Below are 26,471 nucleotides of genomic sequence, written 5' to 3'. Positions count from 1 at the left end.
AATGACAACGGAAATCACCAATCCTCTATTTTCTGAGGAGACTATCGAGATTCCTCTAGCGAACGCGCCGCTCGCTAGGGTTTTAGCGCAGGTGAGGTTTCCGGAAATCCAGTCGATACAGGAAAAATCGTTCGTTGCGCCCTTTCAGGAGAGGATACGCAAGCGCTATCCTCGCACTGCTACCGATACCCTGAACGGCTTCGTCATCGGGACACCACAACTCGTAACCACAAATATCTGGCGGTATCTCAGCGGCGATGCATGGCGCGTTTCGCTGTCCGATTCTTTTATGTCGTTGGAAACCACGAAGTATACGTCCAGGAAAGACTTCTGCGAACGGTTCCTTTTTCTACTAGAGCAACTGGCGGAGGAGATTGCCCCCACGCACATCGACCGGGTCGGGATCAGGTACATTGACCAAGTCGAACTCGCGGAGGATGAGAGCATGAGCGGCATGCTGCGGCAGGAAATGATCGGAGTTAAGGATGTCTTCGGGAAGGCGCACCACATGATTTCCGAGCTTGAGGCCCCGTCGCGCGAGGGCGGCGTTCTGGTGCGATGGGGACACATGCCCGCAAGCGCGTCACACGACCCGGACATCATGTCTCCGATCCCGAAGCCTTCATGGTTTCTTGATGTAGACTCCTACATGGCTCACGAATCTGCCATGGTGGCATTTGATGCCAAAGCCGCAGCAGAGGCGACCTACTCGCTCGCTACTAGAGCTTATACAATCTTCAGGTGGTCGGTAACTGACCGGTTTCTGGACAAGTACGGAAGGATAACGAAATGACGGCACTCAGACGCGCGTCTTTCGGCGGCACAGGTAGTTACGGGGGGGATGGAGGCGAAGACTTCCTGTTATACCGACGGAGCCGCCCCGACGGCTACCGATCTTCCGCCCCGACAACATCGACACTTTCCGACCTTTTCCAGGCTGACAGTGTTTCCGAGCGCAACGCCAACGCCGTTAAATCGTCGCGCTTTATCAGCCAACTCGGAGAGATCAAAATGATCACGGGTTATAGCTGGGAGAAGATCGCGATCCTTCTCAGTTGCACCCGGCAATCACTTTATAACTGGCGTGACGGTCTAGTCGTGACGGACCTGAACATCAGGGCGGTACAGCGGATGCACGAGGCGATTTCGTTCATCGACCGTGACAATCCCGTAGAAACAAGAGCTGTGTTGGAAGCCAACGATCAGGCGATCTTCAAACTTCTCAAGGAGGGGATGCTGGAGGAAGCAAAGCGTCGAGCCGGGAAAGGTGCCGGTGGCGGAGCGCTCAGGGTCGTTGACGAGCTTATCGGCCGCCATGATCATTGGACCGACCGCGTTGCGGCATCTTCGGACGTGCCTCTCGGAGACAATGACGGCTTCGCGCCAACCGCCCTCAAGCGACGTGGCGCTCCTCGGAAGAAGTAAGTCCTGAATGAGCGAAGTCATCGAGGTTCCTGACCTCACCGAAGATGAAATAAATACACTACGCACCTGGCGTCAGGGCGACTACACGCTTGATGCCCGCGAGTTTCCCGTCATGTACGTCAACGAGGAAGGCGTGTTCGATGTTGGCTGGGAAGATGTAGAAGGTTGGGTGGTGCTGACCCAGACCTGCGACATCGTGAACTTCGTGAAGGGGAGGGATCACGTCGCGGTCGCGCCCATCGTTGTCGCGCATCCGAGCCTCGTGGCCGCGGTTGAAAACGGCACGACCCCAGCGGCGGCGAAACTAGAGAACAACTCCGGTGACAATCACGTGGTAGACCTGACCAAGCTTGCCACTGTACAGAAGAGATCGCTGGCTTTCATGACACGCGTTGTCGGCTTCAACAGCGACGAAACAAGAAGCGCCTTCGCTCAAACCCTCGAGCGGCGATATGGACGTTTCGCGTTTCCCGATGCCCTTAGCGATGGACCCGTTCTCGCAATCCGGAACCAGTCCAAGGGCAAGCATGGAAAGGACTCGGCATCGGGCAGGGTGTACCGCTCGCTGAGGTGCATCCGCGTCGTGGCCTCGCCCAATTTCGATACTAGAGGAGCCTCGGTCCAGTTCCTAGCAGTCATGGACGAGGAAGAGAAGTTAGAAGCTTCGGCGGTTGAAATTAAGAGAGAACTGGACGGCCTAGCTGGATCGGCCAAATTCACTTGGCCGGACGAGGATTTTGTGCGTGCCGTCCCTCTCTTCCGTGTGGTGACACCCGACTCTATCAGTGCTCGCGAATGGTTCAGCAGTCAGCAGATCGATCTCGATTTCATATCGGCACCCAAGAATAAGGGATGAAAAGTGGCCAAACCGCTGATCTTTTCTGAGAGTAAAGCGTCAGAGCGGCCTAAGCCGTGCCGTTCTCCCTAGACAAAAAATTGCGTCTTACGCACAAACTCGGCTAGAAAATTAACGCAAGCTTGTTGTGCCTTAAATTGCATAAAAAGCTAGCCGTGGTTGATCGACCCATAGCTGTACGTTCCATCCAGCCCCTTCGCATATCTTTAGAATGCGGGATCGCATTTCGAGAGCGCTACTTTGGTGAGGCGGGAGCGAAGTCACCGCCCGGATGTGCTTTAGGTGCCGACAACGCACTTGCCGCCATCTTCTTCTATTGAGAAAACTGTCCGCAAAGAAAGACCGTTAGGTGATTCTTACCAAATTGATTGCTACCTAAGATAAGCTTCCTCGGGCAAGCGTTTGAACGAACCATATTGGCAGGGCTCCTATGACTGAAAATCAGCTCACGTTTCAGCCGAGAGCCCGGATCATTAGGACGATTGGCGACCAACTGATTAGCGGGCCAGAGGCGGCGGTAATCGAGCTCGTGAAAAACGCCTACGATGCTGACGCTGATACCGTTCGTATCAAATTCCAGCCTCCTTTGAACGAACCTGGCGGCCTGATATCGATAACAGACGACGGCCACGGCATGTCATTGGACGATATTCGCCTTAAATGGATGGAACCTGCTACATCCTCCAAAACAAAAGAGAGGCTTTCGCCGCAGAAAAAACGGCGAATGATGGGTTCAAAAGGCATCGGTCGTTTTGCTGCGGCGAAGCTCGGAACGATGATGTCGCTCCTGTCGACCTATGGCCAAGCAGGTTCTTTGAAGTCGGTTTTGATTCCAGAACTCGACTGGACGTTGTTTACCGATGATATCTATCTTTCAGAAATAGCGATCGACTATATCCTCCAAGATGGAGAAGGACCAACAGGCACAACCATCGAGGTTCGCAACCTCAGCGAGCCATGGTCGCAAGAAAAACTTCAACGTCTGCACGTCGAGCTGCGAAGACTTCTCTCGCCACTAGACAAAACTGAGACGGACGATTTTTCAATTTATCTCGATTTGAGCGAGTGCACTCTCGAGAACTCCGGGTTTGACGGGACAAGCCTCGTTAACGGTCTCTCGTCAGAAATTAACGAAGACACTGATACGGTTCCAGATGCCCCCGGGAAAGAAGTCAACAAAATACAGCCCTTCCCTCTATTAAAGGCCTGTGACTACGAACTCCAAGGCGTGTTCGACCCATCTGGCTCGTTCACTGGAACCTACCAGGTTCATCGTGCAGGCCGCGGTGCTGAACGGTTAGAATTGAAGTTTCCCAGCGATGGTTCCGAGCCTTCACCTGGTAGTTTCTCGGTTCATCTATTTCTATTTGATAGAGAAGCCGATGCCATCAAAAACAACATGCGAGCCGCTGGAATGGGCGATTTGAGCGCTTCCGAGGCTCGCAGGCTGCTCGACAACATCTCGGGGATCGCCATCTATCGTGAAGGTTTCCGTGTTCGGCCTTACGGAAATCCAGAAAATGACTGGCTTGCGTTGGACACTCGACGCGTCCAAGACCCGTCTTTGCGAATAGGACACAACCAAGTTGCGGGCTTTGTTACCATCGAAGGTCAAGATGGATCGAATCTCATCGAGCGAAGCAGTCGAGAAGGATTTGAGGATAACGAAGCATTCTCTCGATTGCGGCATCTCGTTACCGAATTACTTTCTACAGTTGTTGAACCAAAACGATACGCATTCCGAAGCGAAACCGGACTTGCGCGACGCAGGTCAACTACATTCGACGAAGTTCGGGAACTCTCAGAATTAAAGAAAATTCGAGGTCTTATTTCCAAACTGGAGCCAAGCGAAAGGGAGGCCGCGGAGAAGGTCATCGATCAGCAGTCTGCGAAGCTCGCGGAGAGGATTGACGATCTCCAAGAGCGGCAGCGGCTGCTCGAGGCAAAGTCTTCCCTCGGTGCCATTGTGGGGCAAATTTTGCACGATGGGGGACCACGTGCCGTGTATGTGGTCCATACGGCCGAGAGAATGCAAAAGTCTTTCCAAGCGATGTTCGGTTTAGGGAAACTGGCTACTCAGACGAAAGACGATATCAGCTCGCGAATTCCGAAGCTCCTGCGAGCCGGCCACGACCTAGAAAGCCTGTTTCGCAATCTTCGTCCCCTAGCTGGTGGCAAACGGGGGCAGCCGAAATTCTTCAGGCCCAAAGCGGTAATCCAGAGAGCGGCGGCGCTTTTTGAGAGCAGCGGCGTCCCAATAACCATTTCAGAGACCGAAGGCGCGTTCGATCTCATTGGCTTTCCCGATGACCTTTCAACTGCGCTCGTGAACCTCATCAGTAACGCTGTTTATTGGTTAGACGACAGCAAGACAGCCAATCCATTCATAAAAATTGGGGTGTCGCGAAAGGGCGACATCGGACGAATTCTTGTTGAGGACAACGGTCCTGGTGTTCCGTCGGAATTTGTCGAACACATCTTCGATCTGAAGTTCACCCTCAAGGATGGTGGAACTGGGCTTGGATTGAACATCGCCAGGGAAGCATTGGCTCGCTCAGGAGCAACGTTATTTTACGATATCGAGCACGACGGCGGCGCGTTGTTCGAGATAGATTTTCCAGCAAGGGCAGCGCTATGAACCGCAAGTATATCCTTCATGTCGAAGACGACGATTTGAATCGCGACCTCTTTCTTGACGCAATCAATGATTGGAATGTGGCCAATGCTGCATCTGGGAAAGAGTGGGTACTTACCGCGAAGGGTTCGTTCGACGAAGCCATGCAAGCGTTGGATCAACATCGATTTGACTGCGCTATAGTTGATCTTCGTTTGCCAGAGAAGGAAGACGAGCAGGAAACTCCCAACGTCGGAAACAAGCTCGCCAAGGCGATATTGTTTGGGCAAGGCCTTCCACTTGCAATACTGTCCGGGCATCCGGCGGAGATTGATGAAGCTCTCCGGGAGGCCGGCTTGGTTTCAACCTTCGACAAGGGGGACGGCAACGGATACGAAAGCGCACTCAACTGGCTTTCCAGCAAGTGGGGAATGATGACGACCGTGAGGGCAGCGAAGACTACTATCGACGGCCTTTCAGCAGAAGTCTTCGCCAAGCGCCTTTGGCCCCGTTGGAACGCATTTGCCGAGCTAGAACCCGACAACCAAGCGAACTTGACGAAAATTATTGCGCGCCAGTACGTCAGTCATATCGCGGACATCATGGGACTGGATGGCCAGGGAAACGCGGGTTGGCACCCATTCGAATGCTACAATATTCCCTCCCTGTTCGACGATCGAGCGCACACAGGAGACCTGTTCGATCTGGACGGCGGTCTGTGGGTTGTTTTGAGCCCACAATGTGATATGGCGACGAAAAAAATCCCCAATGTCCTTCTGGCTAGGTGTCACCGCCAGATTGAAAACTGGCCACAAAACCTCGAAACGCTCAAAACGTCGACCAGTGACAGCAAGAGGGAAAAGGCAGCTTCCTATTTCAGGCGGCTCGTGAATCAGAACATCGCATCTTCTACGCATTTCCTGCCACCGCTGCCGGGAGAGCCTGATCCTATAATGGTATCATTTGGGGAGATTCGTACGCTTTCACTAGAAGTGTTGGCTGCTCATCTGAATGATCGGGTCGCGTCCGTTTCCTACCCATTTGTCTCTAATTTGGTCCAACGATTCGGTTCCTTTATCAGCCGGACTGGGCAGCCGAATATTGAGATTGGGCATTTTGCAAATTAGGGGCGGCGCTGTGGCCTTGAAATCAAGGCTCCAAAACAACCCATGTAGCAATGCCGCCGAGCCGACCCGAACAGCCGCAAAACAAAACACGTTGCGCTTTCCGTGATTCGAGCTTGAGCCCTGAACTTGGTACAAGTCACGGTGCATGTAATTTTTGCAGAAACACTGAGGGCAAAATCGAACGCAGGCAATTATGACAACACCGAGGTGGGAAATTCGCGAGAGTGTGCTTTGCCTCATAGATGAGGCTGGAGGCGTCCGGCCCCAATCCGCCAACGAAATTTACAGCGCCCTCGTCGAAAAGCGGCCCAGTGCGGACTGGATACCGACAAGCGTCGAGGGGCTTCGCGCATCCCGGTACCCCCTTGTGCCGACCCTCGCAATCTTGGAAGGCAGTGGTCACAGTGCGCCGTCCTACAGCATCACTTCCACCAGCCGGGGCAAAGAAGTCCTTCTTGACATCGCTGACCTAGAACGCGCCCACAAGGTAGCTGAAGGCGTCTGGTATCCGATCGAGCCAACAGCTAGCGCCGAAGTCCGTGAACTGGTGCGAAGCACCGGCATAACACTCGGGGACGCTGGCTCGCTGAAGGCTTTTCTTGCCATCCGCAAGGCCGCGAGAGAGGGAGCGACTATCGAGGACCAGACAGCTAACAAGGCAATTTCGCCACTCGCCTTCACACCATCCGGCGATGATGTGCCAGCCGGGGTGCAGGCGACCCTTTATCCATATCAGATTTCCGGTTGGCGTTGGCTGAAATTTCTCCTTGCTGAGGGAGTCGGCGGCCTCTTGGCCGACGAAATGGGCCTTGGCAAAACATTGCAGATCATCAGCGCACTGAGTGATTCTGGTGGCGAGCCGCTGCGACCTGCGTTGATTATTGCACCGGGTTCTTTGCTGGAGAACTGGCGACGAGAAATTTCGAAGTTCGCGCCACGTCTCCAGGTGCTGAAGCATCATGGAGCGCTTCGCACTGGCAGGCCTTCGGAGCTGAAGGATTACGATGTCGTCGTGACCTCCTATGACAGTGCTGTGCGCGACAACAGTCTGCTCAACATGATCACCTGGAAGTTGATCGTACTGGACGAAGCACAATTCATTCGAAACCCTGAAGCCCAGCGGACCAGAGCCGTGAAACGGCTTCAACGTGAGGCTGGTCTGGCAGTAACCGGGACACCTGTCGAAAATCGCCTGCTCGATCTATGGTCGATCATTGATTTCGTGCTGCCCGGACATCTTGGTGACGCAAAAGCCTTTGAGTCGGAATATTCCGATGACGTTCACGGCGCGGCAAAGCTGGAACCGCTGGTCTCTCCCCTTATGTTACGCCGGCGCGTTGCCGAGGTAGCGCAGGACCTGCCTAGCCGGATCGATATACCGCAGGTGGTTGAACTGGATGACGGCGAGATCGCGGCCTATGACGCCGAGCGTGAACGCATCTATACGGAATATGGTGCGGCGGCAACGCTGGTCGCCCTGACATCATTGCGCCGTTTCTGCGCTCATCCAGACCTGATGGGCGGCAATGCCGCGATGGCCGATCCCATGTCCTTCTCGAAGTTTCGACGTATGGACGAAATCGTGGAGGAGATTTTCGCACGCGGCGAGAAGGTGATCATCTTCACGTCGTTTACGGCAATGGCTGATTTGATCGCCCGACACATCAAGACCTGTTTCGGAGCCTTTGCCGGTGTCATCGACGGCCGTCTTCCTATCGACGATCGCCAGCCGCTGATTGACCGCTTCAGCGCCGTCGATGGCGGTGCGGCGCTCGTGCTGAACCCGAAGGCTGGAGGAGCTGGCCTCAACATTACAGCTGCCAACCATGTGATCCACTATAATCCGGAATGGAATCCAGCGCTCGAAGACCAAGCGTCTGCCCGTGCTCATCGGCGCGGCCAACAATTGCCGGTGACCGTTCACCGGCTCCTCGTCGCCGATACGGTGGAGGACGTGGTGAACGAACGACTGACGCGCAAGCGGGCGATTTCCGGCACTGCGGTCGTGGGTCTCGAAGGCCGGGAAGATGATTACGGCGATATCGTCGCCGCGCTGATGCGGTCGCCAAAGAAGGGGGCTTAACAGGCAAGATATGGCAGAGCAAACAATTGCAAAGGTACTGAGTGCCAACGATACAGGCGAGACCGGCGGCCACCAAGCCGGCATTCTGGTGCCAAGGGAGGAACGGCTGTTGTCATTCTTTCCCCGCCTCGATCCGAGCCAGTACAACCCGAGATGTCACCTGAATTTTGTGGATGATGGCGGCACTTTCTGGGAATTTGCCTTCATCTATTACAATAACAAGTTTTTTGACGGTACACGTAACGAGTTCAGATTGACTAGGATGACCAAATACATCCGTCAGGCAAATCTGGTACCTGGCGACGAAATCATCCTGGCGAGAGACGACGATGACCGGTACCGGATCACCCACAAACGCAAGCAGCAGGCAGAACGGACCAAGGGTGTCCTGAAGCTCGGGACAGGCTGGCGCGTAATCGAAATTCAGGGGGGAAGATGAGCAACGTTGAGGAAATCGAACTACCGCCAGACCCGGAACGAGTCATCGTCGGCCTGCGTGACACTGGCTATGAGTTCGATACGGCCGTAGCCGATATCGTCGACAATTCCATTGCCGCGAACGCTACCCACGTCCAGCTCTGGCTGGCCGCCGATCTGCGCGGGAACATCCGTCTGATGATTGCTGACAACGGTGACGGCATGAACCGCGATGGCCTGATCAACGCCATGCAATATGGCTCGAAAGCTCGTCCCAGCGCCGCCAGCCTCGGCAAATACGGTCTGGGCTTGAAAACCGCCTCGACCGCTTTCTGCAAAAAGCTTTCGGTCATTTCGCGGCCGGACGGCAATACGTTGCCTCTAATGGCAACCTGGGACCTGTACCATGTTGCCAAGGTCAACAAATGGTCGCTACTTCTGAATGAGGAGTGCGATCCCGAAGCACTTGAAAATCTCGACCTTGTGGCTCCCGGCCATGCCGGTACCGTCGTCCTGTGGGAGGACGTGGACCGGTTGCTGAAGGAATACCAAGACCCCGCTGGTGCCCCGGCGCGCAAGGCGCTGAAGTCGCGCGAGGATGCCCTACGCGAGCATCTTTCCATGGTCTATCAGCGCTTCCTCGACCCAGACGACGAGCGGGCGCGAAACGTCATCATGGAACTCAATGGTAAGCCCGTCGTGGCCTGGGACCCCTTCCAGTCCAAATTGTCGGAACTGGTTGCGGATGAGCCCATCGAAACACAGCTGTCAGACAACCGGAAAGCCTCGTTCACGGTGCGGGCATTTATCCTGCCTCGCCGGGAAGAGTTTCCGGATGAAAAGGCAGCGGCAGCGGCGAAATTGTCGAACGAGCGTCAAGGCATATACATCTATCGCGAAAACCGGCTCATTCATGATGCAGATTGGCTTGGACTTTATCAGAAGGAACCTCATCTGACCGGCCTACGCATCGAGTTTTCGTTCGACCACAAGCTGGACGATGCTTTCCATCTCGATATCAAGAAGTCCCAGATTATCCTGAATGACGATCTGGCGAACTGGCTGCAAGGCGAGTTTCTTCCTGCTCCGCGGCGGGAGGCCAATCGTCGTTATCGCGAGGGACAGCAGAAGGTTATCTCGAAAAAAGGGGAGGGAGCCCACGACACCTCCAACACCAACATTCGCAATCGCGAGGCAGCTGCCGGCGGCCCCAAGGTCAACATCGCGGACCCGAATACCGGCGAGGCCATCGTTGAAAATAGACACGGCACGACCCGGCTGAAACTAACAATTACTTCGGCCAAAAGGCCTGGCGAAGTTTTCGTGCAGCCGGTGGAGGGGATTAATAACGGCCTGCTTTTTCAACCCGCACTAATCGAGGGGCACAAGGGCGTCCAGGTAAATACCAGCCACCCTTATTACCAGAAGGTCTATATTCCGAATCTCAATCGCAGTGTGACCATGCAAGGTCTGGACTCGCTGATGTGGGCGCTGGCCGTCGCGGAACTCTCGACGGTACAGGATCACACAGCCTCTATGTTCCGCGACATGCGCTTTGAGGTCTCGCGTATCCTTGAGAAGCTTGTCGAAACGCTGCCTGAACCGGACGTGGATAAGGATGTCGCCTGATCCGCTCTCGCTTGCGGAGCGTATCTCCGCTGAAACCGGGCTGGAATTTGCAGGTCGGCAGGGACGAGACAACGACGGTACGCGCTGGCTCGAACTCCAGCCGGCCGGCTATCCTCCTGGCCAGACCTTTACGCTGCGAACACGGATAGGATGGCGTCGGCTGGATGTGCATTTCCGGCCAGGCAATTTTGCTGGCGATCTCATGAATGCAATGGGCTCGGCAGACGAGACCGGTCGCCGTACTTTCAGGGCTGTGCTCGACGTTTGTCGTGATGCTGATGCCGAAATCGTTCTCACCATTAATGGCGGGACATATTCGCCAGATGATTCAGCGATCTGGGAAACGCAGTGGCGTAGCTTTGGCCTTGATGTGCGCCGGGGAATGCTGGCGATCAATGAGGGCAACACTGAAGAAGATGCTCGTCAGGTCGAACTCTGGACTTCCAGAGTGGCGGCGGCCCTTCTGGCGCTGCTGCCCGTGGAGGCTGACGATGATGGCGCTGAGGCGTCTGTCGAAGTATCAGGCCTCCCGGAGGGAGCAAGGACCCGGATAGAGGTCAATCGCTACGAAAGGGATCGACGCAATCGTGCCGCCGCTCTCGCGATTCATGGCTATTCCTGCAAGGCCTGCAAGCTGGATATGGGAGAGCGATATGGTTCCGCTGCTGCCGGCCTGATAGAGGTCCACCATGTGACGCCGGTTTCGCAGCTCGGGGAAGATTACATCATTGATCCAAGGACAGACCTGACGCCGCTTTGTCCCAACTGTCATTCGGTTGCCCATCGTCGGAATCCGCCATACTCCGTTGATGATCTCCGCGAAATGCTCGCTTCGACGAACGACAACTGACAGTTACTCTGCTCGCTGGCGCTCCTTCACCAGCTCCACAAAGTTGCCAAGCGTCATAAGCCATCGTTGGCGCTCTCGAAATGTCGCATGGAGCGATTGCGGAAGAACCAACTGAAGCTGCTTTGCCTGCATTTCGTCGGTCTGATTTTCCGAGATACCAGGCTCTAGTGTCAGCAGATGCTTTGGCGTGATCCGTTCGGCCTCGGAAAGTACTTGACGCCAGCGGTCCTTCAGCGTCGATTTGGACCCGAGCATGGTGAGCGTGCGGCCGGGAATGCTGGATTCCTGTATTCCTCCTGACCAGGGAAAAGAAAGTCAGGTTTGTTGCGGTTCTCCGTCTCGACCTCACGGCCAAACCCTAGCTTGTGGGCAGAAAAGACGGCCTCAAGTTGGTGTTCAAGCGCCAGGCCCGCACGCTTCTTGCGGCGGTTCTGGACGCTTTTCGAGAAACCCATGAAGCCATCAACATCCGTGCCCTCGTCGGAATGAAAGCCGTTCCTGATCCGGTCGGCTACCACATGTCGTTCCAGGCGGCGAAACAGCTGCTCTTCCATATCGATCCACGCCATCAGTGCGGCGTCCGGATCATCAGCCGCCGAAACCTGCGGAAGTGAGCTCCGGGCGAGTTCCGACAGGACGCGCGTCGGGGGAAACACCAGCCCGAATCCTTCAATCAGTGTATCGAGACGGTCAACTTCCGGCTCCTCGACCTCAATCCCGAGTTCATCGAGGATATAGCGCGCGGTGAAATCGAGCTCGGCAGCATTATCCTTGCTGATCTCTAGCGATTCGAACTGCAATGCCGGCTGTGCCTCAAGCCCGAACAGCCACAACAGCTGGTTCTGGATAGTGCTGTCTCCGGGGACAATGATCGCCATCAGTGTGTTGTCGGTGCGCCTGGCGATAAACAGCACGTCACCTTCAGCGGCTGCCTCGCATACCGCGTTCGTCGGGAAATAGAGCCTGTGCTCACGTCTCGGAGGTTTTCGGGACTGATGCCACGTTAGGAATCCCTCCTCAGTAAGCGCCTCCTGCTCACCACCGATCCAGATGAAGATTGCTTGGTACTGCATCCGGTCGGGCGTCCCAAGCAAGCTCTTGAGCTGCTTCGAACTGTTGAACTCGTGCTGGTTGGAATGGAGGACGTTGACCTCGACGGAACTCAGCCGCTTCACCGCCACACCGTCAAAATAGTCTGAAAGCAGCCCCCGCCGCATGACCTATGCGCTCCCTCTGATCTCAAAAAACGGAGTATTGGACTGAAGCCACGCCGCGCACTCGGAGAGTACGGTCTCGATCGGCAACCGGGCTTTACCTTTCAACGCGCATTCCCAGACGACTCCCTGCCGCCATCCTGCTGCCTGTAAGGCCGCCGACGCAAGAGCATCAACCTCACGGTTCCTGTGAATCTTGGCCTGCCAGAAGTCCGGCCTGCTGGAAGGCCATTTGAACAAATGGCAATCGTGCCCGTGCCAGAAGCATCCGTGAGCAAAGAGAACGGCGTCGTATTTCGGAAAGACCATATCAGGCTTCCCGGGCAGGGTACGATCATGCAGCCGGAATCGGAATCCGGCCGCATGCAAACCACGCCTCAGCGTCAGCTCCGGCTTTGTGTTTTTACCCCGAATCCCCGCCATCATCCGGCTGCGGACCTCTGGGGTAACAATGTCAGCCATGTATGGCTGCCAAGGAGGAAGCGGGACGTGTCACGGCCAACGCTGGGCCAGAAAGCACTGGATATTCCCGGTTTGCGGCAAGCGCGGTTTCGATGTGCGGCTTCATCGATTCGGCAACGAACTCCACAACGGGGACAACAACGGCATTGCCGAACTGACGATAGGCCTGGGTATCGGAAACCTCGATCCGGAAACGTCGGTCGCCCCGGTCGAAGCCCATCAACCGGGCGCATTCAAGCGGTGTCAGCCGTCGGGGCCGCTTGCCCGGCTGGTCGATCAACACTTCGGACCCGTCCTTGTAGTAGCGGGCAGACAAGGTTCGAGCTACGTCATCGGGTCCGAAGAGGCTGTATCCAAACCCGTTCCCCTTTGCCTGATGCTTCGCCTTGTAGCCTTGCAGATATTCCCACAGGCGCGGTGTAAGGGTGTATTTCGGATCAACTTCGTCATGTGGCTGGAGAATGGTCCTAAGCTTCGGGCCGCTTTTCGCAGCCGGCAGTTTCAGGCCCTTGAAGTCGAACTGCGTCGGGTCGCGGAAACCCACAATAAAAACCCGTTCCCGCTTCTGCGGCACCCACGGTTCCGAGCTGATGACGCGATACTGGACATGATACTTCAGCTCGTTCTGCAGAACGTTCATGATGGTCGCAAACGTGCGGCCCTGATCGTGGCTTTCGAGGTTCTTGACGTTTTCCAGCACGAATGCAGCTGGCCGGTGGTGGGCAATGATTTGGGCAGTGTCGAAGAACAGTGTTCCCTGCGTGTCGCATAGGAAGCCATGGGGGCGTCCAAGAGAGTTTTTCTTGGAAACGCCAGCGAGCGAAAACGGCTGGCAAGGAAATCCGGCAAGCAGAACATCATGCTCGGGGATCAGGTCGGGGTTCTTTGAAAATTCGCGCACGTCGCCGTTAACGCGGTGATTGTCGGGAAAATTCAATGAATAGGTCTGCTGGCTATGCGGGTCCCATTCAGAGGTGAAAACGCAGCGTCCTCCGATACTCTCGAATCCCAAGCGGAGTCCCCCGATGCCGGCGAACAGGTCGATGAATCGGAAATCAGCCTTGCTGTCATCACACCTTCGGAGGCGTTGATCGGCAGCATCCTTGAGCGTTTTCAGAGCCAAGCGAGGAACTTGGGACGTGCCGTCTTCATAACGATAGGCGGTTCGGGAAGAAATTTGTAGAAGGGTTTCGGTCTCCTCAAACGTGAGTCCAGCCCGCTCCCTGAGTACGCTGAATTCTGTTCGCTTCCTAGATCGCATCGTATCGCTCGAATCATTTCTGGGTCAATTTTTGTCAGATTGACACTATTCGTCCTTACAAACAATAAACTGTTCTCATTTTGTTCTTATTATTCGTGCAATGCTTAACACTTTTTTGCGCGCCTCCGCAGGCCCTCGGAGAGCCGATGTCATGAGCCACGCGAATGACTGTAGTCGGTCACTACAGTCAATTTCTCCCTTTCCGCCTGTGGTTAACCTCCTCGACCTCGACGACGAAGGTCAAACCCGGAATGGTTGTTCTTTTGATCTCCATCGGAGCGCCTTTCCTCTGTTTTTACTACCCTTCCTTTTACCACGGCATGAGAATTGAGCCCAGGGAACAACGCGGCATGGTTGCGTCGTGCCGGAGTGAGGGTTAACTGGATCGGTAGGATTTTAAGTATTGGTGGGAAGGGCCAGTTCCCTGTTCGATGCGGGCCGCAGGCCGAGCTTCGAACCCGCCCGCAGGGCGGAAGTCTTAATGTTCCCCGTCCCGATGCCTCCAAGATTGCCGGCGCTCGGAGCGACAGTCACCCGCAGGGCCGCAATGAAGTGGAGGACGCCCCCGGCGTTGACAGAGCGAGAACGTTGGTAGGCTTGGCGCTGAGTGTGGGGAAGGGATTTAGAGGTGCTCTGATCGATCCGATCGTATATTAGTGCCTTACGAGGCTCCATGCGTGGTCGTACAGCACCGTTCCCTCCCAAAATGACCCATGGTTCATCTCAAAGAGGGAACCGCATCCCTGGACGAAGATGAGCATATCGGAGCGTCAAGCATCGCGGTCCTCGGCAGGGGGATGACGTGGGCATTCGCGCATGCCGAGACCGGAAGCTAGGGTAGCCGCAGGAGCGCCGCCGATTTCGGCGGGACGCGGGACCGACTGCCCCCGGCGAGGCATTCCTATTTTGAGTCTGCCGCCGAAGCGATCGAAAGGGCGACGAGATAGCGGAAGGCTTTCCTCGCGTTCCTTCTTCCGGTCCTGCTGTTCCTTCCAAGCCCGAGCGCTGTCTTCCTGTGCCTTGCGGAGGAAAGCGGGTATCGGACGACGCACGACGACGACTGGTCGTTCCGCCTTCACGGTTTCCGTCTTGCTTTTCACAGGGGCATTTAAGGCCTTCGTTTCCAACGTAGCCACGGTATCCAAATCAAGAGCCTGAGATTCCTGATTCTGCGGTACTGAATCGTCGCGTAATGGTGTCCTATAATTACCCTCGGTGGGTGTGGAAGGGGGCGGGGTGTGAAGGTGTGGTGAATTTTGAACCCAAGTCTCTGATTTTGTTGAGTCGGAAGTTGCAACGGACTTAATCGAGCAGAGGGAAGAGTTCGCACGACCGACGTACTTTTCGTAAGCCGCTTTCATGGTCCTGACGAGGTTCTTCACCTGTCCTTCTGGCACGATGAAACTGTCGTGGATCGGCAAGCACGGTACGCCCTTCTGGACCGTCATCACGCGCAGCACATACTCGGCCATCTTCGCGTCGAGGTTCTGCAACTCCAGTCCCTTGCCCGAATGGAAATACTTCTCTACCGGCTGGTGCCGCTTCTTCATGGCGTCGATTAGCTTGCCCGCGAGTTTCGGGTTCATGCCCTTCTTCTCAAGGTACTCGGCTACGGCTCCCTTCGCCTTGAGGTAGCCCTTGGCGTTGACGATGATGAAGAACGCGCGCTTCGCCACGTTCCGGGGAAAGCCCTCGATGATGTAGGGATCGCCGACGAGTTTCTTGCGCGCCCATGCGTAGATGATGCGGGCATGGAGGTAGTCGTAGTCCACTTCCTCGGTCCGCTCGCCGTCGATCATGATTGTGTGCCTGTGGCGGCCGCGCATGGTCTGCCAGAAGGCACCGTAGAAACGTCCGCCCGATGTCCAGACACCCTGATTGAAGACACGGTGCATGGCAGTCGCCGAGGTGGGGAACACCAGGTCCTCTATCCTCGTCCACTGTCCGGCGGTCGTGACGCCTTCTCCCGCTACCGTGAACTCTGTGCGCTCCAGGACATCGTTTACACGATCGAGAACGTACCGGCTGTCGCGTGTCTCTGGCGTGTCCTTGTAGGCCAGCATGTCACCGGCCGCGTCACGAAGGATGATGCACTCGCCGCGCTTCCTGTTCAGCTTCGGCATTTCGAGGGCAACGAGCATCGGGTTCGGCAGATAGGACGACTGGACGCCACGCTTCCCGACAGGACGGCGATCGTGATCGATGAGAATGCCCTTGGCGACGAGCGCGTCGATAGCCTTGATGACGGTGTCACGACGGAAGACGGGGCCTGCATAGCGGGCGCGCTTCTGCCAGTACGCTTCGCGCCTCGAATAGGAGATGCGGCGACCGGGATAGAGATGGGCGGATACAATCGCGTCAGCAGTGAAGGCGTCGCAGACTTCCTGTTCGGATGCGTTGGCCATCACCGGGATATCGAGGACCTTCTTGAGTTCCTCGGACGGCATACGCCACGACATGCCGACGGGACGGTGCCTTTTGGGGTCCTTGCGCCACTCGCCGTCGGTAGAGAATTCGGGCACGACGCAGACTTGTGCGTCGGCCTTGCGCGGACTGTCAGACCTTACGTGCGCGTCCGAATTGTCAACACTGAAATTTGTGAAAGGGGCTTCCGTTGGGTCGGCTGGGGTATATCCCAGCCTGGCGGTCACCGTTCAAATACGGGAGGCTTTACAGCGATCGCGCCAAGGGCAATGATCATCTTACTACTCCAAAAAACACCACTGAGGGTTCCCGCCCTACGACGTGGTGTTTTTTTATGATCATGCGCGTCGGTGAACAGGTCAAGCGCAAGACTGTTTCATCTAACACTTCGGCCCTGTCTCACAGATGAGGCCTGATGCTCCAGTCCTGCCATTCGTGGAAACGGAGCGCGTTCATTTCGGTTTTTCAGGGAAAAACGTTTTCTTCCCTTCTGGCGAAAAGACGTAACCGCCTTTGTTTCGAAAGAATGCGTCACGAGCGTCGGCACTCGGATTCTTGGCAAGCAGAAATAGCAAACGGGGAGCAGCTCCAGGCGATGCGTCGATTTGATAGGCGAAGGCTCCCTCTGTAGGGAACTCTACACGCCACACCTTGGTATCGATTGATAATACCGCGTAAGACCCACGGTCAGGATCACATTCTATAAGTTTTACCATGCGTCTCATCAACGTCGACAGCCGTGTACGAGCTTCTAGCCGTTCAGCGCCCTCGAGGTCGAATATGTCGGTCGAAAGCTTGAGGACTTCGGCAAGGCGGGCTTCATCGCCCGGATCGCTCCGGCGTATGCCTAACTCCTTCTCGGCCCTCTCAATGGTAACCTTTCTTTCTTCGATCTCTCCTGACAGTTCGAGATATCGGGTTTCGGCTCGCTTATCACCGCGCTCTACCATTCCCAGTAGATTACCGGCTCTGGATTCAAGCTCGGCGAGCTCGCCCTTCATCCCATCGATCTCGTCGACGTACCGATCGGGTTTGTTCTTGTCGGGTAAAAAAGATTGAGTTTTGAACGATGTGAGGACCAGGAGAAGCGCCTCTTCAAGCCCGTCCACACGCCAAGACCTATTGTTTTCGCACCCGATGTTTCGACGGTTAGCTGAACACGAGAGATAAATCCCGCCCTTTGGCGGCGGCCCTTTATTGACGATATGCATCGGGCTTCGACAGTCCGAGCACCTTGCAAGCCCCCGAAGAAGGTGAGCACCCCTGTCGCCTCGTCGCCCCGCGGATTGATGTCGACGTTCCTGCATAGTAGATTGGGCACGCCAGAAAATCGCCTCATCAATCACTTTGGGGTAGTAATCCGCAATCGGTTCGCCATAGGGCACCCGATTGCCCGCTTTTCCGGTGTGAGGTTGATACTCTCCAAGCACTGCCCGATTGTTCAAGATTCTTGCAACACTGGAGGTTTGCCAACCGCCTGCACGGTTTGGATTCTTCCACTTCTGGCCCGCCTTGAACGGTGCGACCGGCGTCGGCCCACCATTCAACCTGGTAACAATTGCGCGGCGACCGAAACCCTCGATCGTCTCCTCGAAGATACGCTGAACAATCTTGACCCGCTCGTCGCGTAAATGAAACTGGCCGTCACGAAGTTCGAGCCATTCTGGACACCTTGAGGTGAGAGGAATTCCTTCGGACCGGGCAAGGTCCTTTTTCTTTTGCCACGCCGGACCAACTCGCTCGGACTTTCGCACCGACTCTGCGTGTGCCTGAGAGAGCTTGATCACCAGTAGCAACATTGCCGAGCTATCGCTGCTGCCAAGCGTCGCTTCGGAATACTCAATCCCATCCTCAACCGTCACTACAGTTATCCCGAGTTTCACCAGGTCGAACAGGCGGCTTGCCGCAGCTAAGGGCTTTTCGCGCGAGAACCGATCTAGCGCTTCTATGACCAAGTATGACCCTCGTTCGATTTTTCCATTCTTGACAAAGTCGAAGAACACGCCGAGCGCGCCTTCTTCGAAATGTTTCCCTTCATATGCAGAAACGCCCAGGTCCTGAAAGCTGAGCGTTTCATCAAGGTGAACACCATTCTTCTCGCACCATTCCGTTGTCCGATTTGTCTGACGACGAGCGGAGTCTCCAAGGAGTTGTTCAGGTGTGGAAAATCTCAAATAAGCGTAGGCGGTTTTCATGTCGGCCCGATCAAGTGATTCGATTAAATTAATGTAGCATACCTTGTTGATGGTCGGCCCTCCCGGCTCCGGCAAGTCGATGCTGGCGGCACGGCTGCCGTCGATCCTGCCGCCGCTCTCGGCCGCCGAATTGCTTGAAGTGTCGATGGTCCATTCGATCGCCGGTCAGCTCACCGGCGGCAAGCTGTCCGATCGCCGGCCCTTCCGCACCCCGCATCATTCCGCCACCATGGCCGCCCTCGTCGGTGGCGGCATCCGCGCCCGGCCCGGCGAAGCCTCGCTCGCCCATCACGGCGTGCTCTTCCTCGACGAGTTTCCCGAGTTCACGCCGCAGGCGCTGGATGCGCTGCGCCAGCCGCTCGAAGGCGGCGAATGCGTCATTGCCCGCGCCAATCACCGCGTCTCCTATCCGGCGAAATTCCAGCTGATCGCGGCGATGAACCCCTGCCGCTGCGGCATGGCCGGCGAGCCCGGCCATACTTGCGCCCGCGGCCCGCGCTGTATGAACGACTACCAGGCCCGCATCTCCGGCCCGCTGATGGATCGCATCGATATCCGCATCGATGTGCCGGCCGTCTCCGCCGCCGATCTCATCCGCCCGTTGGCCGCGGAAACCAGCGCCGACGTCGCCCGCCGCGTCGCCCGCGCCCGCGAACGCCAGCAAGAGCGCTTCGAGGCCGCCGGCGCCAAGGGCATCGGCACCAATGCCCGCTGCTCCACCTCGATGATCGAAAAACTCGCCGAACCCGACGCCGCCGGCCTGCAGCTCCTGCGCGACGCCGCCGAAAAAATGAAATTCTCCGCTCGCGGCTACCACCGCGTCCTCAAGGTTGCCCGCACCCTTGCCGATCTCGACGGCAAACCGACAGTCGGCCGCCTGCATCTTGCCGAGGCGATCTCTTATAGGATCGCCGGGGAGAGGTTGACGGCTGCGGCTTGAGAAGACGGGGCGATCGTCGACCTACCTGACAAGGCGGTTGCCGAAATCATTTGGGAAGATCATGCCTGTGGTCCCATAGATCCAGTCTAAGGTGTTTGCCAGTTGCCTCGTAATGTCTCCAATCTTTCAGACGTTCAATACCTTCGCCCCGGGTCACACCATTCCGCGCCAGAAACGCCTCGACCTCATCCGGTGAGGGAGTTGAGCCAATGTCTACGTTAGGAAATTCGGAGATAAAACTGGTGTACGCAACTACCTCATTCTGAGTTGGATTAACCATTAGCGCCTGTGCGACCCAGTGATAATAGTCGAAGATGTCGAAATTCCGTTGAGTGGAGAGAACGTTCTTGACCCGTTCATCAGAGACACCAATTACCCTTAACTCCTGCTCGATGCTGGTGATGAATTCGCGCTTCTTTCTCGACGACAATCCAAGCATGCGATTACTCATCGAAATCTGTTCTACGCCGATCTGACCAAATAGCTCGGCTATCCGTTGCAACTGAGTTACCGTTGCCTCGGCTTCACGCAGTTTCTTTTCAAGAGCCGCCTGAACGCCGGTAGCGCCGAAAGTCAGGTTTGTTATGTCATCGAGCCTTGTGGCGAGAACTGTGAACACAAAGATCACTGCCACCGTAATAAACCGGCGCTCGTCTGCGCCTGTAAAAACGAGATACAGGAAGAATACAAAGAGGACTGCCGACGCAAATAATGCTCCGGCTCGAACGGCATCCTTCATCGCTCACCTTTAAATCGAATCAACATAATCACGGCAGTCTAGCGGGCATCGCCATCCATCTGATACGGTTCTACAACTTTTCTGTGCAATACTCTGTTTAACAAATGGAGATTCATATGAAGATCGTTGTGCTCGCGTTGCTCGGTGTAGTTGCCGGTGGAGCGTCCGACGCCTTTGCTGGCGATGTATTTGCGTGCCGGAAGATTGCTGGCGGGAAAGACCGGCTCAACTGCTACGACGAACTATTTGGAGCGCCCTCGGGTTCTGCAAAGCAAAGTGCGGAAGGTGCCGAGATTTCGTGGACGGATCTTCAAGTCGATTACAACGAAATGAAGGGGAAAACCGTCACCACGAGCGGAAAATTCTTGTTCATGGGAGAGCAGGGACTGCTCTACGACCGTCAAATGGGAATGACAGCATTCTTCGTGAATGTGCAAAAACTTCCGCGCGATCAGCGTAGCCTTCTGTATTCGAATTGCGGAACTGGGTGTGACGTCCGCCTCACCGGAAAAGTTGAGGAGATCATGATGCAACGGGGTATAAACGCGACCAGGGTCACTCTCGACTGACGACGACCGAACCGAGATCGACAACAACCGCGTGGAACGAACTGATCTACCACGGGACTTCTCATCCGACTGCGATTAGAGGCTCTGCGGTTTTGGATACACGTCACGGCGTAAAAAGAAGGGGCGCCGAAAGCGCCCCGATGCTCTGCAAGACAAATTACCGGAAAGTCACCCGCCAAAGCCCTGCCTCAGCTCCCAAGCCCTTCAAACAGCGCCGTCGACAGATACCGCTCCGCAAAGGACGGAATGATCACGACGATGTTCTTGCCGGCATTCTCCGGACGGCTGCCGACCTTGATGGCCGCCGCCAGTGCCGCACCCGAGGAGATGCCGACCGGCACGCCTTCGAGCCTTGCCACCAGGCGTGCCTGTTCGAAGGCCTCGTCGTTGGTGACGGTAACGACTTCATCATAGATGCCGGTGTCGAGGATTTTGGGGGCGAAGCCGGCGCCGATGCCCTGGATCTTGTGCGGGCCGGGATTGCCGCCGGAGAGGATCGGCGAATCGGCGGGTTCGACGGCGATGATCTGGATCTCGGGCTTGTGGCTCTTCAGCACCTGGCCGACGCCGGTGATCGTGCCGCCAGTGCCGATGCCGGAGACGAGGATATCGACCGTGCCGTCGGTGTCGTTCCAGATTTCCTCGGCGGTCGTCTTGCGGTGGATTTCAGGATTGGCCGGGTTTTCGAACTGCTGCGGAATGATGGCGTCGGGCAGCGACGCCGCCAGTTCCTCGGCCTTGGCGATCGCGCCCTTCATGCCCTTCGGTCCCTCGGTCAGCACCAGCTCGGCGCCGAGCAGCGCCAGCATCTTGCGGCGCTCGACCGACATGGTTTCCGGCATGGTGAGGATCAGCCGGTAACCCTTGGCGGCGGCGGCAAAGGCGAGCGCGATGCCCGTATTGCCGGAGGTCGGCTCGATCAGCACGGTCTTGCCGGGGGTGATCTTGCCCTGCGCTTCCAGGCTTTCGATCATCGCCACGCCGATGCGGTCCTTGACGGAGGCGATCGGGTTGAAGAATTCGAGCTTGCCGATCAGGTTGGCCACCACGCCCTTTTCCCGCGCCAGCTTGTCGAAGCGCACGAGCGGCGTGTTGCCGATGGTCTCGGTGATCGAGGAATAGATGCGGCCGCGGCCAGGCTTGTGCGACATGAGTGCCTCCCTTTGAAATCCTGCGTCTGAAATCGAGGAGGAGAATAGGGTCAAAGGGCTGAAGAGGCCAGACCGCGTTCATGCCGGGAGAGCCGACGGCGGAGAAAAAAAGCTTTGAAAACCGTTTCTTGCCGGATGTTTATTTCAGGCCGCCCGCGTGGCGATGAAGGCTGCCGTGCCGGCCAGGATGCCGGCCGCGACCCGGTTCAGTGCCTGCAGGGCGCGCGGCTTTTTCAGCATCGTGCGGGCCCGCGAGGCCAGCAGCATATAGGGCACCAGCACGACGATCAGCACCACGAAGGTCACCGCAAGCAGCATCGCGTAGTCGCGCAAGCCGATATGGCCGATATCGATCAGTGTCGGCGCCAGCGCGACATAGAACAGCATCGTCTTCGGATTGCCGAGTGTCACCAGCAGGCCGGAGAGGAAGGACAGGCCGATATTGCTGGATTTCTTCGCCGCGATATCTTGCGGCAGCAGCCCCGCCGTCCAGAGCTTCCAGGCGATATAGCCGAGATAGAGGGCGCCGGCGATCTTGATGGCGATGAACACTTCGGTGAATGTCTGCGCCACGAAGGCCAGGCCGAGGATGACGGCTGTGAGATAGGTCATGTCGCCGAGCACCAGGCCGAGGCCCATGAAGAAGGTCTCGCGGAAATTCGAGCCGAGCGCGCGGGCGACGATCGCGGTGATCCCCGGCCCGGGAATGGCGGCGGCGATGAACAGCGCTCCGGCATAGGCGATCAGGGCGGTTAGGCTCATCTTTGATATCCACTGGATTGCGTGACCTCTCTATAGGCGCGTGTTGCGGCCACATCAATGCTTCGGCGCTGATCGGTCCATCACCATCAGGAATAGGTCTGCGGCACCATGATCCACTTGGAAAGCGATCCGGCCCTGCTAGTTCTCTCTCTGCACGCGCGCCGTCGGCACCCTTGCGCTTTTCGAAAAGGCGCGCGGCGCTCTTGAGATTTCATCACCAAGGAGAAAATGCATGTCCCCGACCGCAGCCGAAACCCGCAGGCTCCAGCCGCTCAAGACGCCGTCCACCCTGCCGACCAACGCCGTCACCGATATTTCGGCGGCGCTGACCGCGCTGCTCGCCGATGTCTTCGCGCTTTATGTGAAAACCAAGAACTTCCACTGGCACATGTCCGGCCCGCATTTCCGTGACTACCACCTGCTGCTCGACGAACAGGCCGAGCAGATCTTCGCCATGACCGACGACATTGCCGAGCGCGCCCGCAAGATCGGCGGCGTGACGCTGCGCTCGATCGGCCAGATCGCCCGCCAGCAGCGCATTTCCGACAATGACGCGGATTTCGTCACCGCCGAGGACATGCTGTCGGAACTGCGTGAGGATAATGGCCAGCTCGTTTCGCTGCTGCGCGAGGTGCACGATCTCTGCGACGAGCACAATGATGTCGCGACCGCCAGCCTGATCGAGAACTGGATCGACGAGGGAGAGCGCCGCACCTGGTTCCTGTTCGAAACGACCCGGCCGCAGAAATAATATCGCCAGCCGGGCGTGGTCTCATCTGTGCGGCACCCCGGCTCTCAGCTCTGCAGCGCCCTCGGCCGCAGCCATCTCGGGCTCCATCCGAGGTTCATGCCGGCGGCGGCAATGAGGATGATTGCGGCGCCCGCGATCTGCAGCGGCTGCAGCGCGTGGCCGAAGGCCAGCCGGTCGACGAGGATTGCCGCGATCGGATAGAGGAAGGACAAGGCGCCGGTCAGATGCGTCGGCAGCCTCTGGATGGCGCCATAGAGCAGCACATACATCAGTCCGGTATGAACGACGCCGACCGTGATAAGGATCGCCCATGTCCCGAGATCCACGGGCGGATGGGAAAAATCGGTCATCGGCGCCAGCATCAGCATGCCGGTCGCGACCTGGATCAGCGCGATCAGATGCGGCGGCGTGCCTTTCAGCCATTTCGCGGCAAGTGCTGCCAGCGCATAGAAGAAGGCCGCGCCCAGCGCCATCAGGATGCCGAGGCCGTAGCCGTCTGATGTATCGCCGCTCCCGCCCGGTTTCGCCTGGACGATCGCCATCATGCCGGCAAAGGCGAGCACCAGCCAGAACAGCTTGGTGGCGGTGATCTTCTCGCCGAGAAACAGCGCGCCGAGCACCAGCAGCATGAAAGGCTGGGTATTGTAGACGGTCGTGGCGATCGAGATCGTCGCATGCGAATAGGAGGCAAACAGCAGCAGCCAGTTTAACACGATGGCGATGCCACCGAAGATGGCGATGGCGAAAGTGCGCAGGGTGAGAATGCCGGGCCGCAGCAGCCCGAGGGCGCCGCAGATGACGAGCAGGGTGAGCGCGCCGAACAGGCAGCGCCAGAAAACCACGCCGCTGACCGGCTGGCCCGAGATGACGACGAACCAGCCGATCGTCCCCGAGATCAGCATTGCTGCCGTCATCTCCGCCGTGCCTCTTCTGATGTCGCCGCTCATGATCGCCTCCGTTTTCGATGGCATGATAATATTGCGGCGGCGCGCGATTTTATATAAGGTTGGAAAGGATGATGAACGACATTGCCTAATAATATGAGGAAAGATTGACGTTATGCCTAACGATGTGCAATCGCTCGACGAAACCGATCAGGCCATTCTCGAAGCATTGGCCGGCAATGCCCGCATCTCGCTGAAGGAACTGGCGCAACAGGTGGGGCTTTCTTCGCCCAGTGCTGCCGAGCGCCTGCGCCGGCTGGAAGAGCGCGGTGTCATCAAGGCCTTCACCATCGACCTCGATCCCGCCGCGGTCGGTTATCCCCTGCAGGCGATCGTCCGTGTGCGGCCTTTGCCGGGACAGTTGCACATGGTCGAGCGGCTCATCCAGGAGATTCCCGAAATCGTCGAATGCGACAAGGTGACCGGCGAGGATTGTTTTATCGCCCGCCTGGTGATCCGCTCGATGGCGGAACTCGACGGCTTGCTGGACAGGGTCGCCGAACGGGCGGAGACCAACACCGCGATGATCAAAGCCTCGCCCGTCAAACGTCGCCTGCCGCCGCTGTCACGGAAAAAGTAAAGCCGGCGACGAGTGCATGTCGCCCGGAAGTGTGCAGCGATTCCCAACGACATGCATCAAAACAAAGAGCTTTAGAAATCCGCCATCGGCGACAGCATCGCCGGAAAGTGCGGGACGTCGTCGCCGAGCCCGCGCAGCATCAGCACCGTGCCGCTTTCCAGCGGCTGCGCAGCGCCCGTCCAGTCGAGCTTATCGGGACGAAAAAACACGTCGACGGCGGCGGAGGCGATGTCGAGCCCGCCGAGGATTTCTGCCAGTGTCGGCATCTCCGCCGCCACGATGTCGAGAAGACTGAAGCGGCCCGCCGCATCCGTCTTCCAGGCGATGGCGGCTGCCTGGTCTTCCAGGAAGCTGACGCGCACATCGGGATCGAGCTGCGTGTTGATGAGAAACATTGCCGCATTGGCTGTCACCGCGAGCGATGTCGAAACCGGGCTCCGTCTTTCCAGCAGCGATTGCAGTAGCGAAAGATCGTCCGCGTCGGTCGGCGCAAGCAGCCGAGCGGGGCCGGCGAAAGGAGAGGGGGCGGGGGCCGCTCCTTCGTATCGATGCTGCGCGATCGCGCGAAAACCGTAGGCCTCGTAGAGCGACGGCTTGTCGGTATAGAGGATGATGGCTTCAAAACCCTGCCGCTCGCACCAGTCGAGCGCTTTCACCGTCAGATCGCGGTAGAGCCCGCGCCCGCGCCACGCCGGCCGCACCGCGCCCGATTGCAGCCCGGCGGCATGGACGAGTCTGCCGTTGAGAACGAAAGGCAGCGCAAAGGCTGAGATATTGGCCGCAAGCCCGCCCTCGGCATCGAACCAGCCGAAGGGCATGCTGGTAGGGTCGGGACCGCCGAGCTGTTGCAGCGGGCCGATGTCGATGCCGAAAATATCCTGGAGCAGGCGGACCAAGGCCGTCCAGCCGGCGGGGTCGCCGAAATAATCCTGCCGGAAGAAGAGGCCCGCGCTGTCGGGGCGCTTGGTCATCACACCCCGGTGGAACCGAAGCCGCCGGCGCCGCGCATCGTCTCGCTGGCCGTGGCGCTCTCGGCCACCCGCGCCTGGGTCACCGGCGCGATCACCATCTGGGCGATGCGCATGCCGCGCTCGACGGTGAAGGCTTCCTCGCCGAGATTGGCAAGCAGCACCTTCACCTCGCCGCGATAGTCGCTGTCGACGGTGCCGGGCGAATTCAGGCAGGTGATGCCGTGTTTGAAGGCAAGACCGGAACGCGGCCGCACCTGGCCCTCGAAACCCTCGGGGATCTCGAAAATGAAGCCAGTCGGCACCAGCGCCCGTTTGCCGGGCAGCAGCGTCAGCGGTGTATCGCCATCGACGGCGGCGCGCAGGTCCATGCCGGCCGCTCCCTTGCTTTCATAGGAGGGCAGGTCGAGGCCTTCGCCATTGGTCAGGCGGATGAGGTTCAGCGCCGGGCGCGTATCGTGATGAATGGTCATGCCCCATTACTTTGCGCGGGAAAGGGTAAGGTCAATT

Annotated in this window: 22 protein-coding genes and 2 pseudogenes; 13 read left to right on the top strand and 11 right to left on the bottom strand. The window is 57.4% G+C overall.

Annotated elements, in window-relative coordinates:
* Nucleotide 1: 1 nt before the first annotated feature.
* The 9 genes from ATY75_RS28220 to ATY75_RS28180 all read left to right on the top strand — a co-directional run bounded on the left by ATY75_RS28220 (nucleotide 2) and on the right by ATY75_RS28180 (nucleotide 11,001).
* The gene (locus tag ATY75_RS28220; protein ID WP_088940054.1) at nucleotides 2-793 is read left to right on the top strand and encodes a TIGR04255 family protein; all 792 of its coding nucleotides are present in this window, start codon (nucleotides 2-4) and stop codon (nucleotides 791-793) included.
* Nucleotides 790-1,425, top strand: a complete 636-nt coding sequence (locus tag ATY75_RS28215) for a hypothetical protein (RefSeq protein WP_088940053.1) — start codon at nucleotides 790-792, stop codon at nucleotides 1,423-1,425. The genes ATY75_RS28220 and ATY75_RS28215 overlap by 4 nt, the downstream gene beginning before the upstream one ends.
* 7 nt (nucleotides 1,426-1,432) lie before the next feature.
* Nucleotides 1,433-2,281 (top strand): hypothetical protein, encoded by an 849-nt coding sequence (locus tag ATY75_RS34770; RefSeq protein WP_190241438.1) that lies wholly within the window; start codon nucleotides 1,433-1,435, stop codon nucleotides 2,279-2,281.
* Nucleotides 2,282-2,711: 430 nt separating this feature from the next.
* Complete coding sequence (locus tag ATY75_RS28205; protein ID WP_088940052.1) at nucleotides 2,712-4,919, top strand: sensor histidine kinase; 2,208 nt, start codon at nucleotides 2,712-2,714, stop codon at nucleotides 4,917-4,919.
* Nucleotides 4,916-6,022 (top strand): response regulator, encoded by a 1,107-nt coding sequence (locus ATY75_RS28200; protein ID WP_088940051.1) that lies wholly within the window; start codon nucleotides 4,916-4,918, stop codon nucleotides 6,020-6,022. Before ATY75_RS28205 ends, ATY75_RS28200 begins: the two co-directional genes overlap by 4 nt.
* A gap of 367 nt (nucleotides 6,023-6,389) precedes the next feature.
* A complete protein-coding gene (locus ATY75_RS28195; RefSeq protein ID WP_245317647.1) occupies nucleotides 6,390-8,105 on the top strand; it encodes a DEAD/DEAH box helicase in 1,716 nt (571 codons plus the stop codon).
* Nucleotides 8,106-8,115: 10 nt separating this feature from the next.
* Nucleotides 8,116-8,544: an EcoRII N-terminal effector-binding domain-containing protein gene (locus tag ATY75_RS28190; protein WP_088940049.1), complete on the top strand. Its 429-nt coding sequence runs from the start codon at nucleotides 8,116-8,118 to the stop codon at nucleotides 8,542-8,544.
* Complete coding sequence (locus ATY75_RS28185) at nucleotides 8,541-10,151, top strand: ATP-binding protein (RefSeq protein WP_088940048.1); 1,611 nt, start codon at nucleotides 8,541-8,543, stop codon at nucleotides 10,149-10,151. The genes ATY75_RS28190 and ATY75_RS28185 overlap by 4 nt, the downstream gene beginning before the upstream one ends.
* Nucleotides 10,141-11,001, top strand: a complete 861-nt coding sequence (locus tag ATY75_RS28180; protein ID WP_088940047.1) for an HNH endonuclease — start codon at nucleotides 10,141-10,143, stop codon at nucleotides 10,999-11,001. The genes ATY75_RS28185 and ATY75_RS28180 overlap by 11 nt, the downstream gene beginning before the upstream one ends.
* Nucleotides 11,002-11,004: 3 nt before the next feature.
* On the opposite strand, the pseudogene ATY75_RS35275 reads toward ATY75_RS28180, so the two are convergent.
* The 5 genes and pseudogenes from ATY75_RS35275 to ATY75_RS28150 form a co-directional block, all read right to left on the bottom strand.
* Nucleotides 11,005-11,555: pseudogene (locus ATY75_RS35275) on the bottom strand (type II restriction endonuclease).
* A 666-nt stretch (nucleotides 11,556-12,221) separates the two neighbouring features.
* On the bottom strand, nucleotides 12,222-12,677 hold the full coding sequence (locus ATY75_RS28170) for a very short patch repair endonuclease (RefSeq protein WP_088940046.1): 456 nt from the start codon (nucleotides 12,675-12,677) through the stop codon (nucleotides 12,222-12,224).
* Complete coding sequence (dcm, locus tag ATY75_RS28165; RefSeq protein WP_280950620.1) at nucleotides 12,670-13,800, bottom strand: DNA (cytosine-5-)-methyltransferase; 1,131 nt, start codon at nucleotides 13,798-13,800, stop codon at nucleotides 12,670-12,672. The genes ATY75_RS28170 and dcm overlap by 8 nt, the downstream gene beginning before the upstream one ends.
* Nucleotides 13,801-14,708: 908 nt before the next feature.
* Nucleotides 14,709-16,460: a hypothetical protein gene (locus ATY75_RS28155; RefSeq protein ID WP_143535355.1), complete on the bottom strand. Its 1,752-nt coding sequence runs from the start codon at nucleotides 16,458-16,460 to the stop codon at nucleotides 14,709-14,711.
* A gap of 354 nt (nucleotides 16,461-16,814) precedes the next feature.
* Entirely contained in the window at nucleotides 16,815-18,557 is a 1,743-nt protein-coding gene (locus ATY75_RS28150; RefSeq protein WP_088940042.1) for a recombinase family protein, read from the bottom strand.
* 43 nt (nucleotides 18,558-18,600) lie between these two features.
* On the opposite strand from ATY75_RS28150, the pseudogene ATY75_RS28145 reads away from it, so the two are divergent.
* Nucleotides 18,601-19,497 (top strand): annotated as a pseudogene (locus tag ATY75_RS28145) (ATP-binding protein); the annotation flags it as partial.
* 46 nt (nucleotides 19,498-19,543) lie between these two features.
* Here ATY75_RS28145 and ATY75_RS28140 read toward each other — a convergent pair.
* On the bottom strand, nucleotides 19,544-20,236 hold the full coding sequence (locus ATY75_RS28140) for a hypothetical protein (RefSeq protein ID WP_088940040.1): 693 nt from the start codon (nucleotides 20,234-20,236) through the stop codon (nucleotides 19,544-19,546).
* Nucleotides 20,237-20,352: 116 nt separating this feature from the next.
* On the opposite strand from ATY75_RS28140, the gene ATY75_RS28135 reads away from it, so the two are divergent.
* Complete coding sequence (locus ATY75_RS28135) at nucleotides 20,353-20,805, top strand: hypothetical protein (protein WP_088940039.1); 453 nt, start codon at nucleotides 20,353-20,355, stop codon at nucleotides 20,803-20,805.
* A gap of 188 nt (nucleotides 20,806-20,993) precedes the next feature.
* On the opposite strand, the gene cysK is transcribed toward ATY75_RS28135, so the two are convergent.
* Both cysK and ATY75_RS28125 read right to left on the bottom strand, forming a co-directional pair.
* The gene (gene cysK, locus ATY75_RS28130; RefSeq protein ID WP_088940038.1) at nucleotides 20,994-21,956 is read right to left on the bottom strand and encodes a cysteine synthase A; all 963 of its coding nucleotides are present in this window, start codon (nucleotides 21,954-21,956) and stop codon (nucleotides 20,994-20,996) included.
* Between the two features lie 144 nt (nucleotides 21,957-22,100).
* Entirely contained in the window at nucleotides 22,101-22,718 is a 618-nt protein-coding gene (locus ATY75_RS28125) for a LysE family translocator (protein WP_064836013.1), read from the bottom strand.
* A 232-nt stretch (nucleotides 22,719-22,950) separates the two neighbouring features.
* On the opposite strand from ATY75_RS28125, the gene ATY75_RS28120 reads away from it, so the two are divergent.
* Nucleotides 22,951-23,469, top strand: a complete 519-nt coding sequence (locus tag ATY75_RS28120; protein WP_065092043.1) for a DNA starvation/stationary phase protection protein — start codon at nucleotides 22,951-22,953, stop codon at nucleotides 23,467-23,469.
* 44 nt (nucleotides 23,470-23,513) lie between these two features.
* Here the strand turns inward: ATY75_RS28120 and ATY75_RS28115 are convergent, their stop codons facing one another.
* Complete coding sequence (locus ATY75_RS28115) at nucleotides 23,514-24,416, bottom strand: DMT family transporter (protein ID WP_088940037.1); 903 nt, start codon at nucleotides 24,414-24,416, stop codon at nucleotides 23,514-23,516.
* Nucleotides 24,417-24,528: 112 nt separating this feature from the next.
* Here ATY75_RS28115 and ATY75_RS28110 point away from each other — a divergent pair, with 112 nt between their 5' ends.
* Nucleotides 24,529-24,993: an Lrp/AsnC family transcriptional regulator gene (locus ATY75_RS28110; RefSeq protein WP_088940036.1), complete on the top strand. Its 465-nt coding sequence runs from the start codon at nucleotides 24,529-24,531 to the stop codon at nucleotides 24,991-24,993.
* 71 nt (nucleotides 24,994-25,064) lie between these two features.
* Here ATY75_RS28110 and ATY75_RS28105 read toward each other — a convergent pair whose 3' ends face one another.
* Together ATY75_RS28105 and dut are read right to left on the bottom strand one after the other, a co-directional pair.
* Entirely contained in the window at nucleotides 25,065-25,964 is a 900-nt protein-coding gene (locus tag ATY75_RS28105) for a GNAT family N-acetyltransferase (RefSeq protein WP_088940035.1), read from the bottom strand.
* Nucleotides 25,964-26,434 carry a dUTP diphosphatase gene (gene dut, locus ATY75_RS28100; RefSeq protein ID WP_064836024.1) on the bottom strand — a complete coding sequence of 157 codons (471 nt, stop codon included), beginning with the start codon at nucleotides 26,432-26,434 and terminating at the stop codon, nucleotides 25,964-25,966. The genes ATY75_RS28105 and dut overlap by 1 nt, the downstream gene beginning before the upstream one ends.
* Nucleotides 26,435-26,471: the final 37 nt, after the last annotated feature.

Source organism: Rhizobium sp. N122, assembly GCF_002211295.1.
Taxonomy (GTDB): domain Bacteria; phylum Pseudomonadota; class Alphaproteobacteria; order Rhizobiales; family Rhizobiaceae; genus Rhizobium.
This window is presented reverse-complemented; position numbering and strand designations above follow the sequence as displayed.